At 56.0% G+C, this 15,258-nt stretch carries 15 protein-coding genes and 1 riboswitch; of the genes, 3 read left to right on the forward strand and 12 right to left on the reverse strand.

The features are described 5' to 3' along the window. Positions 1 to 17 precede the first annotated feature (17 nt). From cobA to cbiE, 5 genes are read right to left on the reverse strand one after another with little or no spacing between them, the layout of a single operon-like run. The gene (cobA, locus tag Q1A43_RS08005; protein ID WP_299934009.1) at positions 18 to 743 is read right to left on the reverse strand and encodes a uroporphyrinogen-III C-methyltransferase; all 726 of its coding nucleotides are present in this window, start codon (positions 741 to 743) and stop codon (positions 18 to 20) included. Next, a complete protein-coding gene (locus Q1A43_RS08010; protein ID WP_299934010.1) occupies positions 740 to 2,053 on the reverse strand; it encodes a cobyrinate a,c-diamide synthase in 1,314 nt (437 codons plus the stop codon). The genes cobA and Q1A43_RS08010 overlap by 4 nt, the downstream gene beginning before the upstream one ends. After that, on the reverse strand, positions 2,050 to 2,835 hold the full coding sequence (gene cobM / locus Q1A43_RS08015) for a precorrin-4 C(11)-methyltransferase (RefSeq protein WP_299934012.1): 786 nt from the start codon (positions 2,833 to 2,835) through the stop codon (positions 2,050 to 2,052). Before cobM ends, Q1A43_RS08010 begins: the two co-directional genes overlap by 4 nt. Then, positions 2,832 to 3,209, reverse strand: a complete 378-nt coding sequence (locus tag Q1A43_RS08020; protein ID WP_299934014.1) for a cobalamin biosynthesis protein — start codon at positions 3,207 to 3,209, stop codon at positions 2,832 to 2,834. Before Q1A43_RS08020 ends, cobM begins: the two co-directional genes overlap by 4 nt. Then, a complete protein-coding gene (gene cbiE / locus Q1A43_RS08025; protein ID WP_299934016.1) occupies positions 3,191 to 4,411 on the reverse strand; it encodes a precorrin-6y C5,15-methyltransferase (decarboxylating) subunit CbiE in 1,221 nt (406 codons plus the stop codon). The genes Q1A43_RS08020 and cbiE overlap by 19 nt, the downstream gene beginning before the upstream one ends. On the opposite strand from cbiE, the gene Q1A43_RS08030 reads away from it, so the two are divergent. After that, entirely contained in the window at positions 4,410 to 5,159 is a 750-nt protein-coding gene (locus Q1A43_RS08030) for a cobalt-precorrin-6A reductase (RefSeq protein WP_299934018.1), read from the forward strand. The two genes, cbiE and Q1A43_RS08030, sit on opposite strands and share 2 nt — an antisense overlap. Here the strand turns inward: Q1A43_RS08030 and cobJ are convergent. The 7 genes from cobJ to Q1A43_RS08065 are packed head-to-tail and all read right to left on the reverse strand — an operon-like array spanning position 5,135 to position 13,025. Next, entirely contained in the window at positions 5,135 to 5,872 is a 738-nt protein-coding gene (gene cobJ / locus Q1A43_RS08035) for a precorrin-3B C(17)-methyltransferase (protein WP_299934020.1), read from the reverse strand. The genes Q1A43_RS08030 and cobJ overlap by 25 nt on opposite strands. Continuing rightward, entirely contained in the window at positions 5,869 to 6,585 is a 717-nt protein-coding gene (locus tag Q1A43_RS08040) for a precorrin-2 C(20)-methyltransferase (RefSeq protein WP_299934022.1), read from the reverse strand. The genes cobJ and Q1A43_RS08040 overlap by 4 nt, the downstream gene beginning before the upstream one ends. A gap of 2 nt (positions 6,586 to 6,587) precedes the next feature. Beyond that, positions 6,588 to 7,217: a precorrin-8X methylmutase gene (locus tag Q1A43_RS08045; protein ID WP_299934024.1), complete on the reverse strand. Its 630-nt coding sequence runs from the start codon at positions 7,215 to 7,217 to the stop codon at positions 6,588 to 6,590. After that, positions 7,218 to 8,375 carry a precorrin-3B synthase gene (cobG, locus tag Q1A43_RS08050; protein ID WP_299934026.1) on the reverse strand — a complete coding sequence of 386 codons (1,158 nt, stop codon included), beginning with the start codon at positions 8,373 to 8,375 and terminating at the stop codon, positions 7,218 to 7,220. It lies immediately after the preceding gene. Continuing rightward, positions 8,372 to 11,617, reverse strand: coding sequence for a cobaltochelatase subunit CobN (gene cobN, locus Q1A43_RS08055; protein WP_299934028.1), 3,246 nt, complete (start codon positions 11,615 to 11,617; stop codon positions 8,372 to 8,374). Before cobN ends, cobG begins: the two co-directional genes overlap by 4 nt. A gap of 6 nt (positions 11,618 to 11,623) precedes the next feature. After that, positions 11,624 to 12,658 (reverse strand): cobalamin biosynthesis protein CobW, encoded by a 1,035-nt coding sequence (gene cobW, locus Q1A43_RS08060; protein ID WP_299922133.1) that lies wholly within the window; start codon positions 12,656 to 12,658, stop codon positions 11,624 to 11,626. Next, the gene (locus Q1A43_RS08065; protein ID WP_299934030.1) at positions 12,651 to 13,025 is read right to left on the reverse strand and encodes a DUF1636 domain-containing protein; all 375 of its coding nucleotides are present in this window, start codon (positions 13,023 to 13,025) and stop codon (positions 12,651 to 12,653) included. The genes cobW and Q1A43_RS08065 overlap by 8 nt, the downstream gene beginning before the upstream one ends. Before the next feature lie 86 nt (positions 13,026 to 13,111). Further along, positions 13,112 to 13,317: riboswitch (cobalamin riboswitch) on the reverse strand. A 39-nt stretch (positions 13,318 to 13,356) separates the two neighbouring features. Between Q1A43_RS08065 and Q1A43_RS08070 the strand changes: the two genes are divergently transcribed. Next, entirely contained in the window at positions 13,357 to 14,541 is a 1,185-nt protein-coding gene (locus Q1A43_RS08070) for an NnrS family protein (protein WP_299934032.1), read from the forward strand. A gap of 57 nt (positions 14,542 to 14,598) precedes the next feature. Then, on the forward strand, positions 14,599 to 15,207 hold the full coding sequence (cobO, locus tag Q1A43_RS08075) for a cob(I)yrinic acid a,c-diamide adenosyltransferase (protein ID WP_299934033.1): 609 nt from the start codon (positions 14,599 to 14,601) through the stop codon (positions 15,205 to 15,207). Positions 15,208 to 15,258 lie beyond the last annotated feature (51 nt).

Here is a 15,258-nt window from a genome sequence, read left to right on the forward strand (position 1 = left end):
CGAGTGTCGGATTCTTGTCAACCATCTGGTTGCGCTAGCGGTCCATAAAGAATGAGCGCGGGTGAGGGGCTTGGATGACCGGCCAAATCACGGGCCAATTCTTCGACCGTATGAAAGCTGATTTTCTGTTCAGGGGTCGACACCGCTTCGGCCAACATGGCGCGGGTGTCACCGGGCAATCCAGCAGCCATCAACATATCGGCCATTTTCGCAAATGTGCGACGCCCCATATATACCACAGTGGTCACCGTATCGTCGGCCAAAGCCGCCATGTTGAGATCTTCTGGCAGGGCACCGGTGACATCATGGCCGGTGACAAACTGCACCCGGCGGGCGGTCAAGCGACGCGTCAATGGAATACCTGCAGCGGCAGCGGCAGCGGAGGCCGAGGTCACGCCAGGGATGATTTCGTACTCAATTCCCGCCTCACGAAGCGCAATAAGCTCTTCTTCGAGGCGTCCAAAAACACCGGCGTCGCCGGATTTCAAACGCACCACACGGCCACCGGCCTTGGCGTATTCAACCAAAAGCTTGCTGACGTGTTCCTGTTTTGGCGACGGGCGACCGGCGCGTTTGCCGACGCCAACCATATCCGCCCCCTCACGCGCATGGGCCAAAATGGGACCCGAGCTTAGGTCATCAAACAGGATCGCATCGGCGTTTTGAAGCCGGTTCACCGCCTTGACGGTCAAAAGCTCTGGATCACCGGGACCAGAGGAAACAAAACTGACGAAACCGCTCATGAGGTGGCCTCCGTAATCAGGTGAAAGAAGGTGCCGCTGGCGAAACCGCGCACCGATCCTGTTTCGGGGACTTCTGCGCCGTTTGCATCACGCACGCAAGCCAAAGGCGTGTCGGGCTGGTCCAAAATCGTGGAATAGTGGAACTCGTGCCCACGCAATTGGCTTCGGGTGGCAAAACCGGGCAGGGGGTGGGTTAACTCGGCCTGACGATAGCCAAGGTGCATTTTGCGTTTGGCATAAGACGTGACCAGCCCCAAAAGGCCGGCCATTTGGTGGCGCGTGCCATCTTTGTCGATCAAAGCCTCGCCCATGGCCATATAGCCCCCACATTCCCCATGAACCGGGCGGGTCATGGCAAAGGCTTGAAGCCCGGCTCGAAAGTTTTGGGCGGAGGCGATTTTCCCGGCGTGCAATTCCGGATAACCTCCGGGAAGCCAACAAATATCCGCGCTGTCGTCGGGGGCTTGGTCGGCCAGCGGGGAAAACGGTAGGATTTCGGCCCCAGCCGCGCGCCAAGCCGCAACAAGATGCGGATAGACAAAGGAAAAAGCGTCATCCTGCGCCAAGGCAATGCGCTGGCCCGGCGGGGTTAGGCGCGGGGCAGGGCCGGTGATTGGCTTGCATGGTTGCGCGGCGGCAAGAACCCGCTCCATATCCACATGTTCGGACACGAACTTGGCAGCATCATCAAGGATCGCGTCCAAACCGGCCTGTTCCTGAGCTTGGACAAGTCCCAAATGGCGTTCGGGCATTTCGATCGATTTGACCCGAGGCAAAGACCCCAAAACCTCGATGCCCATCGCTTCCATTCCGACGCGGGTAAGCGCATCGTGGCGCGGCGAGGCCACGCGGTTCAACACAACACCGGCCAGTTTGACATTGGGGTTGTAGCTGGCAAAACCTTTGGCGACGGCGGCGGCGGATTGCGCCTGACCGGACACGTCGATGACCAAAACCACCGGCCAACCGGTCAGTTCGGAAATATCGGCGCTGGCCCCATTTCCGGTTTCACCGGTTACCGCGACGCCATCAAACAGGCCCATGGACCCTTCGGCCAAAACCAAATCGGCATTTGCGGCGGCCGAGATTTGCGAGGCAATCATGCCGCGCGACATGGCCCAGCTATCAAGGTTCACCGAAGCCCGACCAGAGGCGGCCCGGTGGAACGCTGGGTCAATATAATCCGGGCCACTTTTGAACGGTTGAACGGTTTTGCCCTGCTGGGCAAAGGCGCGCAAAAGCCCCAACATCAGAGTGGTTTTTCCGGTGCCAGAGGCCGGTGCGGATATGACGAGGCCGGGCGTGTTCATTCTTGCCCCTCCGGGAAACGTGGGTTGGTGCCAACCGGGCGATAACGACGATCGTAATCCCCGGCATAAAGGCAACTTTCGTCAAACTCTTCGGCCCCAATGGCCCGACCCACCATGATCAAGGCAGTGCGTCCGCGCTCGCCCCCGGTGGCCTCTTCCAAAGTGTCGAGAGTGGCGCGCACAATGCGTTGATCAGGCCAAGTCGCGCGCCAGACAACCGCGACCGGACAATCGCCGCCATAATATGGGGTCAATCGCGCAATCACGTCTTCCAGAACATGAACCGAGAGGTGGATCGCCAGGGTCGCGCCGGTTTTGGCAAAGTTTTCAAGTGTTTCGTGTTCTGGCATCGAAGAGGCGCGCCCCGATGTGCGGGTCAAAACCAAGGATTGGGCAACGCCGGGCAGGGTGAATTCCGCCCCCAAAGCCGCCGAAGCCGCCGCAAAGGCCGGAACACCCGGTGTCACATCATAGGGGATGCCTAAATCACGCAAGCGGCGGGTTTGCTCCCCAAGGGCCGACCAGACCGACAAGTCGCCAGAATGCAGGCGCGCCACGTCTTGACCGGCGTCATGGGCGGCTTTGATTTCGGCGATGATGTCGTCTAACGCCAGCGGCGCAGTGTTCACGATCCGCGCGTCGTCCGGGCAATGCTGAAGCAAGGCTTCGGGCACCAAAGAGCCTGCGTAAAGACAAACCGGGCAAGACGCGATGAGGTCACGTCCGCGCAGGGTGATCAAATCGGCGGCCCCGGGGCCGGCTCCGATAAAATGGACGGTCATGGGGTGTGTCCTTCTGCAAATGCGGCCGTTGCCATGCCGCAAGATGATATGACCCGAGGCCCAAGCAGGCGCGCGTTTGGCCCAGCCGCAGCAAGGGCAACCGCCTCGGCCAAAGACCCAACGCCGAAACGCTCTTGTTGGCGGGGTGATTGGGTCAGGGTGGTTTGTTTTTCCAGATCAACCTGAGAGACGGTGATCAAGGGGATTTTGAGTGTGGTGGCGAGGTCGGTAACTGCTGCCAAATCGGTTTTATGATCCGAAACGGCAATAGCCTCTGCGCCAGTTCCAGCCGTGTCTACGGCATCCTTCAGAGCAGACATGCCCGCTCCGGACCGGTATCCGACGCCAACGACCTTCATAGGGTGACGCTCCATTGAACAACGGGGCGGGCGCGATCCCAACCGCGCATCCGGCCCAACGGAGCCGCTTCTGACAATTCTAGTTTGAGCAAATGACCACCCTTGGCACCATGCCATTGGGTCAATAGGCTTTCGGTTTCCAAGGTGACCGAGTTTATCACCAACCGGGTTCCCGGTGCGCAAAGTTCAAAAATCGCGATAAGAACCGCGTCATTGGCCCCGCCGCCAATGAAAATGACGTCCGGTGCTTGGGTGGCGCTAAAACGCAGGGTGTCGATGTGATCCATGAGGTCCGCATGAACGGGGGTCATACGGTGATCCAACCCAAAACGTCGTGCGTTTTCAACGATGTTTTTGACGCGATCTTCGCGGGTCTCAACACAGACAGCGCGCGTTTTTGGCGCGGCCAGCAGGTATTCGACCGACACAGATCCGGACCCAGCACCAAGATCCCAGAGAAGATCAAAAGGGCGCGGTTGCAACGCCGCGATGGTCATGGCCCTAACGGGAGCTTTGGTGATTTGCCCATCATTTACAAAACAGGTTTCCAGCCGACCGGGCGCATGAGAAAGGCCCGCGTTGGTCCTTGATTTGGCTTCAAAAGCAACAGCGACAGGGGCAGCCATTGTATCCAAATCAAATTTATCGGCGCGACAGGTTAGATGCCTTTCATTTGGGCCACCAAGGCATTCGAAAATATCTAACGCGCTGACCCCGAACCCCTGATCCGTTAACCAATGCGCCAGATTTTCGGGGGATGTTCCGTCCCGCAAGGTGCAGATAAAGCTTTGTCCATTTGCCAATTCAGGAACGAGGCGTTCAAAAGGGGCGGCATGCAAGCCGATGCAATTCGTCTCTTCAATACGCCAGCCAAGCCGGGCCGCAATCATCGAAAAAGTCGAGGGCGACGGATGCGTAACCCATTCGGTTGGTGTCAAAAAGTCGCCAATTGTCGCCCCAGCCCCGTACCAAAACGGGTCGCCGGATACGAGCATCACGGTTTTGTGGTCTTTGCAGTCGAGCACCGGGGTGATGGAAAACGGAACGTTCCACGCCCGACCTTTGTCTTCACACTCCGCCAATTTCAAATGGCGCGCCCCGCCAAATACAAATTCCGCCTCACCTATGGCGGTTCGGCTTGCGGGCGATAGGCCGTTTAGTCCATCTTCGCCGATACCGATGATGGTTAACCATGGCAAAGGACCAGGCTTAGACATGACACGCATCCTTGTGCTCGGCGGCACCACCGAAGCCAGCGCGTTGGCCAAAGCTTTGGCCGATCGTGGGGCCGATGCGGTGTTTTCCTATGCGGGGCGCACCCGGTCTCCGGTTGCGCAGCCCTTGCCAACACGTATCGGTGGGTTTGGCGGTGTAGATGGCTTGGTCGCGTTTTTGAAACGCGAGAGCATCACAAAAGTTGTTGACGCCACACATCCTTTTGCGGCTCAAATGAGCTCCAACACTGTTGCCGCTTGTCACAAGGTTGGGGTCGAATTGCGCGGGTTTGAACGTGCCCCTTGGAAGGCCGGAATAGGGGATCGTTGGACCGATGTTTCTGACATTTCCGGTGCTGTAGCGGCCTTGCCCAAAGCAGTGAGCCGGGTGTTTTTGGCGATTGGAAAACAGAACTTGTCGGCCTTTTCCGTAGCGCCGCAACATCGATATTTGTTGCGGTTGGTGGATGCTCCGACTACCGATTTGCCTTTGCCAAACTGTGAAGTCGTTGTTGACCGCGGGCCGTTCACAATGTCGTCCGATAAGGCGCTGCTTTCGCGGCATAAAACCCAAATCATCGTTTCCAAAAATGCCGGTGGTTCCGGCGCGCGCGCAAAACTTGATGTGGCGCGAGAACTGGGAATTGAGGTGATCATGATTGCCCGACCAAAAGTCCCGTCGCGCATGATTTTGGGCGATTTGGATCAGGTTTTGCACTGGTTGGGTCATTCCGCAGACCTTGGCGTATAGACAAACCGTCCAACTTTCCGGGTGTCTTTGTTGCCAACAATGACTACGGTCCGCATATCCGCCATTTCGGGCAGAGCGTCGCCCAGTGGAACAGTTGTCAAAGATTGCGAGGGCTTAGTGACGTCTTTTGCAAATGAAATCAAGGTTCTTGATCCGTATTCCTCACGTAAAATCTCAAGTGCACGACCAAACTGATGGGGGCGTGATTTCGATCTTGGGTTGTAAAACGCCATCGCAAAACCAGCCTGCGCCGCCAAGCGTAGTCGTTTTTCAATCAGGTCCCAAGGTTTGAGATTATCCGACAGGTTAATAGCGCAAAAATCATGCCCCAAAGGGGCACCAAGACGGGCCGCCGCCGCAAGCATCGCCGTGATACCGGGCAGGATTCGAATATCTAAATCGAGCCATTCTGGCGACCCGGCTTCAAGCGCCTCAAACAAGGCGGAGGCCATGGCAAACACACCGGGATCACCGGAAGACACGACAACCACGCGCTTACCGTCTGATGCCATTTCAAGCGCATGTTTGGCACGATCCAGCTCAACCCGATTGTCGGTTTCATGCAAAGTAAGGCCATCGCGAGGCGCAATTCGGCGGACATATGGGATATACCCAACGATATCAGTGGCTTCTGTGATGGCGTCCCGAACTTCTTGGGTGATCATACCGTCGTCGCCGGGGCCAAGGCCGGCCACCTGAACCCAGCCCGTCATGGGCGGCGTCCCTGACCGTGTACGACGGCAATGGTGAAATAGGGCCAATCGCCTTCTGCTTCAGCCAGCCGTTGAATGCGCTGCCCGGGCATGGTTCCGCGTTCGATCAACCATGCATCCTCAAGCCGTCCTGCGGCCTCAAGAGCGCGTTTTAGTTTTGGCAGGTTGCGCCCGATTTTCATAACAGCCAAGGCGTCCGTATCGGCGGCACGTCTGCTCAACTCTTCTTCTGACAGTGTTGCCATTAAAACGGTTAAGACGTCGTCGCCCCAAGTGATCGGCGTGCCGGTGGCTGTCCAACACCCGGACATGCCGGTAATACCCGGTACGACTTCAATTTCGGCGCGGTCCTGAAGGCGGGAATGTAGGTGCATGAAGGACCCGTAAAAGAAGGGGTCACCTTCACATAAGACGATAACATCCTGATCTTTAGACAAACCTTCCAATCGATTTGCCCAGTCATCATAGAACTCAGACAGCAATCGGTTGTATTCGGGATCACTGAAATGAATCTCGGTCGTGACCGGGTATTCCATCGGGTATTCAATGGCTGCGTCATTGATTATGCCGTTAACAATTTTGCGCGCCTGACCCGTTCGCCCAATCTTGCGAAAGAAAGCGACATGGTCAGCATTGCGGATCAAACGATCGGCGCGGACACTCATAAGGTCGGGATCACCGGGGCCAAGCCCGACGCAGATCACTTTGCCCATGTTCATTCCTTCCAACTTGCCAAGGCGTTGACAGCGGCCACCGTGATGGCCGATCCGCCCAATCGCCCCTGACAGATCATTGACGGAACAGGAAGGTCTGCCATCAACGCGTCTTTGCTTTCTGCTGCACCGACAAAACCGACAGGACAGCCAATAATGGCGGCAGGACGCGGACAGCTCGGATCTTCGAGCATGTTCAAAAGATGAAACAAAGCCGTAGGTGCATTTCCGATTGCGACAAGAGCACCGTCAAGATGAGGTCGCCACAATTCCAACGCCGCAGCAGAACGGGTGTTGCCCAATTCCTTGGCCATATCAACGACACGTGGGTCTTGAAGCGTGCAAATAACCTCGTTCTTTGCGGGCAGCCGTGGCCGGGTGATGCCTTCGGACACCATGCGCACGTCGCACAAAACCGGAGCCCCGTCTTGCAACGCTTTGCGCGCGATAGTCGCCATGCCAGTCGAAAACTGAACATGCTGTTCCAAACCAACCATGCCAAGCGCATGGATCATGCGTACAACAACAGGTTCTTCGTCGGTGTTGAAACGGTTCAGATCGGCTTCGCGTCTAATGGTTGCAAAGCTTTCCTTGTAAATGGCTGCACCATTTTTCTCATAGGTATGGGGCATTTAGATGCCTCTATTTTTGATGTGATCGGGCAGGTCTGACAGTGTCAGGCCAGTGATGTCGGGCTGGTCCGAGGCAAGGCCATTTCGGATCAGATTGAACGTATTTGTGCCGGTTGCGACTAGGGTTATGTCGGCGCTTTGGGGATGCGCACAGCCTTTGCTGCATCCCGAGATGTGGACTGATTGATCGGTTGCGACGCTTGGGGCAATTTTCCGAGCAGTTTCGCGAATAGGCGACAAAGCCTGAGGGCAACCTGGTGCGCCGGTACAGGCCGATACGCGCAAACAAGGAGTGTCAGCGGAAGTATGAACTCCGTCGATGTTGATCGGAACCGTGCAATTTTCGACCAAAATCATTCGCCAAGGTGTCATACGCAATGGGCCTAGATCAGCGAGGCGAGCCAATTGACTTGCTGAGATTTGTCCAAATTCCAAGGCAACCATTGTACCGAAATTGATTTGTCCGGGATCAGCTTTGAAAGCGTCTGGTAAGGTCACTGGATGTGCAAAAAGAGATGGCAAAAGGGCACCGGTGGCGATATGGCGGGCCATCCGTCCTCGGTTTCCTGATGCGCCGCCAGTATTTAGGAACCATCGCGCCAGATCCAATGCCACTGGAACGGCTGTTTCGGCCGTGACAACTGCCCCGAACATGGCCCCGTCGGGACGGACAATGAGCTTACCGCTGGCGTCACGTTCGATGCGAATGTCAGCAGCAGTTTGCGTCAGAACAGGGGTGGGACCACAGTCAATGGCATAGCCAAATTTTCCAGGAGTTTGCGGTGCGTCGTCGTCAGCCAATGCCGTCTGCAACGATTGTGCCAGTCCAAGGATAGGGTCACCATCTTGCCAAAAGGGAGTGACAGTTACATTTCTGCGGGCTTCGATCTGAGGATCACCGTCGACAACGCCCAAGCCTTGTAAAGTCGTGACCAAAGCGGCGTGATCTGTTTCGGATACGCCGCGGATTTGCAGGTTAGCTCTGCTCGATAAGTCTATTAAACCATTGCCAAATGTTTCAGCTGCAGTGGCGATACCTACGGCTTGTTTTTGTGACAAGCGTCCCAAAGGCGGGCGGATACGCACCACCAAGCCATCACCCGACATCATCGGGCGCAAGGCCCCCGGGCACCAGCCTTTGACTATGGGCGCGCTCATTGATTTTCCTCCAGCGTCGCAATGATCGAATTGCGACGAGTTACCCAAAGTCCGGCCTCTTGTAGAGCCAAGAACCGATCACGCATCGCCTGCAAGGCGCCAGGATTTTCTTGTTCAAGAAAATCGACTAGATCCTCGCGACCCAAGGTTTCTTCGAAATACATGTCAAAGAGATGCGCAGGCACGACCTGCGCCAAATGGGCAAAAGCAGCCATGTGGTCCAAGGTCGCGCTGATCTCAGCACCACCACGAAACCCGTGCCGCATCATCGAGGTGACCCAGTCCGGGTTGGCCGCACGGGCACGCGTAACGCGGGCGATTTCTTCGGTCAATTCCCGGGCAACTGGCTTGTCGGGGGAAGTGGCGTCCAAATGATAGAGTGCTGGCTTTTGCCCACCAAGGCTGGCCACGGCGGCGGCAAATCCGGCCTCATGCGCGGCATAGTCCGACGCCATCAACACATCTGTTTCTGGCAAATCCTGAAGATGGACAAAGGCGTCGGCTGCTTTTACTCGGTCTTCAAGTTCGTCCCGCGCGGGTGTGATATTTCCTTTAGCATCAATTGCATGGCTAGATGCGTTCAACCATGCTTCTCCGGCAGCTACGCGTGCTTCTTCTGTGTAAACATCTAGGTTCTGGCCCATAGACAGCCCATAGAGGCCGGGTCGAGGCCCGAACACGCGGGGTTGTTTAGACAAATATGGGTTGTCCGTTTCAGTTTCGTCGCGTTCAGCAAGTGCCGCAGCAGCCGTTTCGAATATTTGCGCCAAACCGGGAAAAACGTCGCGAAACAAGCCGGAAACGCGCAAGGTAATGTCGATCCGTGGGCGGTTAAGTAGAGCCAAAGGCACCACTTCAAATCCGCCGACACGTTCTGATCCGTCGTCCCATTTCGGGGCCAAACCGGCCAAATGCAATGCCATCGCGAACTCTTCGCCAGCCGTGCGCATGGTGGCGGACCCCCAAAGGTCAATAACAAGCCCTTTGGGCCAATCACCGTGATCTTGGAGATGGCGGCGCAACAATTCTTCGGCAAGCTTGACGCCCTGCGCATGCGCCGATCGAGAAGGCACGGCGCGCGGATCTGTGGTGAACAAATTGCGTCCAGTAGGAAGAACATCCGAGCGACCGCGATAAGGCGAGCCAGAGGGACCCGGGTTGACAAGGCGGCCTTCCAACGCTCTGAGGAGGCCCGCTTTTTCTTGGTCGCCACACTCACCGGTTCCAAAGATGTGCAAGCCCTCGCCATATTGGCTTTCTTTGATGTCACACACAAAGGCATCAATTCGGGTAATGGCTTCGGCTGGGCTGGTGTTGTCCGTTAGACCAAGGTCGGCCTCAACGCCTGTACCCTGTGCCTCGCTCCGAATGTCGGCGACAAGACGGTCGCGCCGCGCTGGATCAAGGCCATCGGCGGTCGAGTATTCGTCTAAAAGACTTTCCAAACGGCCCATGCCTTCGGGCAGTTTTGTCTGCGCCATTGGTGGTGGCAGATGCCCGATTGTGACTGCCGAAATCCGGCGTTTGGCCTGTGCGGCTTCTCCGGGATCATTGACAATAAAGGGGTAGATTACCGGGAGGTCCCGAATAAGCGCTTCGGGCCAACACTCATCCGACAGAGCAACAGCTTTGCCCGGAAGCCATTCTATGGTGCCATGCGCACCAACGTGAATTAGGGCGTCCACCTGTTGGCGCATCCAAAGGTAAAACGCGACATAGGAATGCCGGGGGGTGCGTTCCAAATCATGGTAATCGTCAACACGGCTCGCGATATCGCCACGTTCCGGTTGGAGCGCAATTAGGGTATTTCCTGCACGAATTGCCGAAAACCGTAGGTCGCCCGCGTCAAAAAGAGGGTCATTTTCGACAGGTCCCCATGCGTCATGCAAATCCCGTTGCAGCGTTTCGGGCAAGGCGGCCAGGGCCTCGTGATAGGCCGCAACAGGCCAGGCGAGGGTTTCGGTCCCCAAGCGTTTGCCAAGGTTTTCCTGACGGACAGTGTTGACGCCCTTATCGCGAAATGTCGTCAGGATTTCGTTGGCGGATGCCAAGGCATCAAGCCCAACAGCGTGGGCCAGTTGATGGGTTTTCCCCGGATAGGTCGACAAGACCACAGCTAGATTTTTGTCTGAGGCGGTTTTGTTTTGCAAAGCATGCCATCGGACCACCCTATCGGCGATTGCGTCGATGCGTGGTTGATTGCCACGATGGGCAAAGCGTGAGTACTCAAGATCAGGGTCTTGCTTGCCGGGTTGTTTGAAACTGGCGACACCAGCAAAGATACGTCCGTCCACCTCGGGCAGAACCACATGCATGGCCAAATCGGCGGGAGACAACCCGCGATCCGCCAGCGCCCAATCCTTTTTGCGAGCGGTCGACAAGGCAACCTGAAACACAGGACACCCTGTTTCATTGAGTGGCGAGGCGGCCCCGTCGGCACCTTGGGCGGAAAAGGCCGTTGCGTTGACGATGGCAACGGGAAGTAACTCAGTCGCCTGAGTGCGTAGCCAAGCGGCCGCTCCGGGAGATTTCAGGCTTGGAGCAAACACGCCGATGGCGTCAAAGCCACGGGCTTCGAATGCAGCAATCAAACCGTCAATGGGCGACGTGTCGGCGGCCGTGAGGTATGATCGATAAAAGCTAATCAGAACCAAAGGTTTGCAGAAAGAAGTTGGAGCGGCGATTGTGCCAGATTCTGGATGATAAAATCCCATATCCGGAACTGTTTTTTCACCGGCCACCGGGCCAGCATATAGGCCGGCAGCAAGCGCCATTTGAGCCAAAGCTGCCTGAGCAGCAACTGCACCACCCGCGTCGCATAGGTTTTGCAGACTTCGCAAAGTTGACACGGGGAGCGTGGAGACCTCATCCAAACGCGCATCGTGACGCCCATCCGCAGGGAGTACTGCCAAGGCAATACCTTTGCGGCGCGCCATGTCCTGAAGCGTCGCGATGCCATACGGCCAGTAGCTTTCGCCGCCAATTAAACGCACCAAAACCCCTTTGACGCCTTCAAGCGTTTGTTCGACGTAAGTATCCACGGACAAAGGGTGTTTCAGGGCCACCAAGTTGGCCAATCTCAAGCTAGGTAAACCGCCTTTCGCGCGGTGCCATCCCGCCGCAAAAGCCCCAAGGTCACTGTCGGAAAACGATAGCACCACAAGATCTGCAGGCGTCTGCCCGAGATCTTGTGGCGTATCGGTTTCCTCTAACCCGTGGCTTTCGCGAAAGACGACGTGCATGCCGGTTTAGGCCTCCAACACTTGCCGAATGGCCGCTTCGTTGATGTCATCGTGTTCGGCAATAACAACAAGTTGAGTGCGTCGTTCCTGAGCGCCCCAGGGTTGGTCAAATTGTGCACGAACCCGGGCACCTACGGCCTGAACCAGCATCCGCATGGGCTTTCCTTGCACAGCGACATAACCTTTGACCCGAAGGATGTTTTGTTCTTTGGCAAGGCGTTCAATGTTGGCCTGAAGGGCCTCGGGGTTGGCGATTTCGCCGAGATCGACAACGATGCTGTCAAAATCATCATGTTCGTGGTCATGATGCCCATCATGATGGCTAGGACGGCTATCAAGGTCATCTTCGGCTGCGGCGTTAAGGCCAAGCACAACACGCGGATCAACCACACCTTCGCTCATCGGAATGATTGGAAGTTTGCGAGGGGCCTCAGCTTCGATCACACCGCGCGCCTTGGCGATGCCTTTTTCACCGGCCAAGTCGGCTTTGGACAACAAAACAATATCTGCGCAAGAAATCTGGTCTTCAAAGACCTCTGACAGAGGCGTTTCATGATCAAGCGAGTCATCCGCATCCCGTTGCGCTTGAACCGCATCGAGATCGGGAGCGAATTGACCGGCGGCTACTGCTTCGGCATCGGCCAATGCAATTACGCCATCCACGGTGATCCGAGATTTGATAGCTGGCCATTCAAAAGCCTTGAGCAAGGGTTTTGGAAGCGCAAGACCTGAGGTTTCGATCAAAATGTGCTCGGGCTTCTCGGGGAGAGCCATCAGCGCTTCGATCGTGGGGATGAAATCATCGGCCACAGTGCAGCAAATGCAGCCGTTGGCCAGTTCCACAATGTTGTTTTCAGGGCAGTTTTCGTCAGCGCAGCTTTTGAGGATATCACCGTCAACACCAGCGGTGCCAAATTCATTGACCAGAACCGCGAGGCGTTTGCCTTGGGGATTCATCATTAGGTGGCGAATGAGCGTGGTTTTGCCCGCGCCTAGAAAACCGGTGATTACGGTAACGGGGATTTTGGCCAGATCAGTCATGTGAAGTCTCCTGCGGCGGAATGCGGGCTACGGATTGTTTGCGAAAAATAACCGGGCGTTCACGCCACGGCACGATCCCGTCTTGGGTTGCGGCATAGGCGGCCGCGCCTTTGACGATGTCTTCTACATGCTCGGTCGCATTGAGGTCGCCATAGACATAGGTCCATCGTTCTGGGCCGCCTGACAACACCATCGAACAGCCCCGTGAACAGGCCGACAGGCATTCGACCGGGCGCAATTGGACGTTTTCAGGCAGATTTTCGGCGTTTAGTGCATCAAAAAGCAAGGCACCAGCGCGTGGGCCGGTGTCATCGGTTGGGGCACCTGCGCGACAAGTGGTGCAAACAGTCAATGTGACCTCGGCCATATGGCGTCCTTTTGATATGACAAAAAGGGGAAGGCCAGCATGAAGGCAACGCCCTCAAAGCCGGACGCGAAACACCCCGTTCGCCCGTTGCAATTCACATCGTTGGCAGGTCTCCCGGCTTGCGGATATCGGGGCATTTGCCCCGGCGGCTCGCCCACCTTCCCGGTCAAAACCAGTGGCGCGGCGACCTCTCCGGTCACGGTCGCGGGGGCGGCTGCGCTTGGATCACTTTGATCTATCGCATTCCCTCTTCGCCTGTCTTGCGACAGGAACCAACGTTAGGCCACATGAGGCAGAGGGCAGTCGATTGTCAAGCGACAAGGGGGGCAGTTTGGACGCAGAAAACGACACGTCAAACCGTATTTGGCCCGCAACAGGTATTTGGGGGGCATCTTATCGGATCATGTTCCCGCTAACGGCGATTTGGGCAATTTTTTCGGTGACAATTTGGGTCGTTCCGTTTGCTCTTATGAGCGTGCCCAATCCGATGAATTGGCACATACACGAAATGGTCATTGGGTTAGGGAGCGCAGCTCTCCTTGGGTATTTACCCTCAGCGATCAGCAGTTGGACAGGGCGGGCACCGGTCACGGGTTGGCCTGTCAAAGCGATGGCCGGTTTATGGATTTCGGCAAGGCTTGCCATGTATTTTGCAAGCTATCTACCAGATTGGTGTGTCGCGGTCGTGAATGCGGCTGTGTTTTGGTCTTGTGCAGCTGTGTTGATCAGCGAGGCCCTAATGGGGGCCGTTGCCAAAATCTGGGCCTATATTGCCTTTTTATTGATCGCGGGCTGTGTTGCCGGGGTGTCGAGTGCTCCTGATTTCGGAGAACCTCTCTTGGTGATTTGGCTTTTTGTTTCGTTGCTAACCGTCGTCGGCACCAGAATGGGTTATGGGTTTTTGCAATCACAGGCACAGCGAAACGGCGAAACAGTTAAGCCAGATCAACGCTGGCTGACGTGGATAGCGGTTTTTGCTCCGTTGCTTTTGATCGTCGCATTTTTTGAACTTGCGGATGGGGTTGTGATGGCGCGTCTGGTCTTTTTGATCGGCGCGATGTGTTTAACAATCCAATGTGCGAATTGGCCTCTGAAATGGGCCAAAGGGCAGGGGTTGATCATAATGACCTGCGTTGGCGTGTTTTGGGTTCCAATCGGACTTTGGGCCGTTGTTTTAGAACTTTTCGACCTCTCTCCTCCAAGTTTTTCTTCTACAACCCACGCCCCTATAATGGGGGCACTGTCGAGTTTGATAATGGCGGTGATGGCACGTCCCCATGCGCGTCGCACTGAAGCTGGTCTAACAACTGGACCAGGGGTGTTTGCGGCATTTTTGTTCCTGCAAATCGCGATTTTTTGCCGGCTCGCTGACGCGGTTATGATCTCCTTTTGGGTCTGGGTTTTGGCGTGGGGGATGTTCTTGGTGACAGTTTGGCCACGGATAGACGCCCCCATTCCGCGCCCGATTTTTAGTGGTACCCGGCAAAAACGAGCGACGATCCAGAGCGACCATTGACAGCACGTTCTGGCTGCGTTTCAACTCCGACCCTGAGCCGCAAGCAGGAGAACCCGGATGAGCGATGATACCGACCGCCACGCAATGAAAATGGCCAAGAAGAAAGCCGCACGTGACAAGATCATGGCCAGCAAAGAGGGCGAAAAGGGTCTGATCATCGTACACACCGGGCCGGGCAAGGGGAAATCTTCCTCTGGTTTTGGGATGATCCTACGCTGCATAGCTCATGACATGCCCTGTGCAGTGGTTCAGTTCATCAAAGGCGCATGGCAAACTGGTGAACGCACATTGATCGAGGCGAACTTTAGTGAGCTTTGTCAGTTTTATGCGATGGGCGAAGGGTTTACATGGGAAACCCAAGACAAAACCCGCGATATTGCAGCGGCGAAAAAGGGCTGGGAAAAGGCCAAAGAGCTTATCCGCAATCCCGAAATTAAAATGGTCCTGCTCGATGAAATCAACATCGCGCTGCGCTATGATTACCTTGATATCGACGAGGTCGTTGCCTTTTTGCGGGATGAAAAGCCAGAGATGACCCATGTGGTTCTAACCGGTCGCAATGCAAAAGATGAATTGATCGAAATCGCCGATTTGGTGACCGAGATGACTTTGGTCAAACACCCGTTCCGCTCTGGCATCAAAGGCCAGAAAGGCGTTGAGTTTTAAGTGCATGTTGATTGGTCATGTGCCTGCTGGGTATTTATTTGGTAAAGGGTT

This window comes from uncultured Pelagimonas sp. (assembly GCF_947498515.1).
Lineage (GTDB): Bacteria > Pseudomonadota > Alphaproteobacteria > Rhodobacterales > Rhodobacteraceae > Pelagimonas.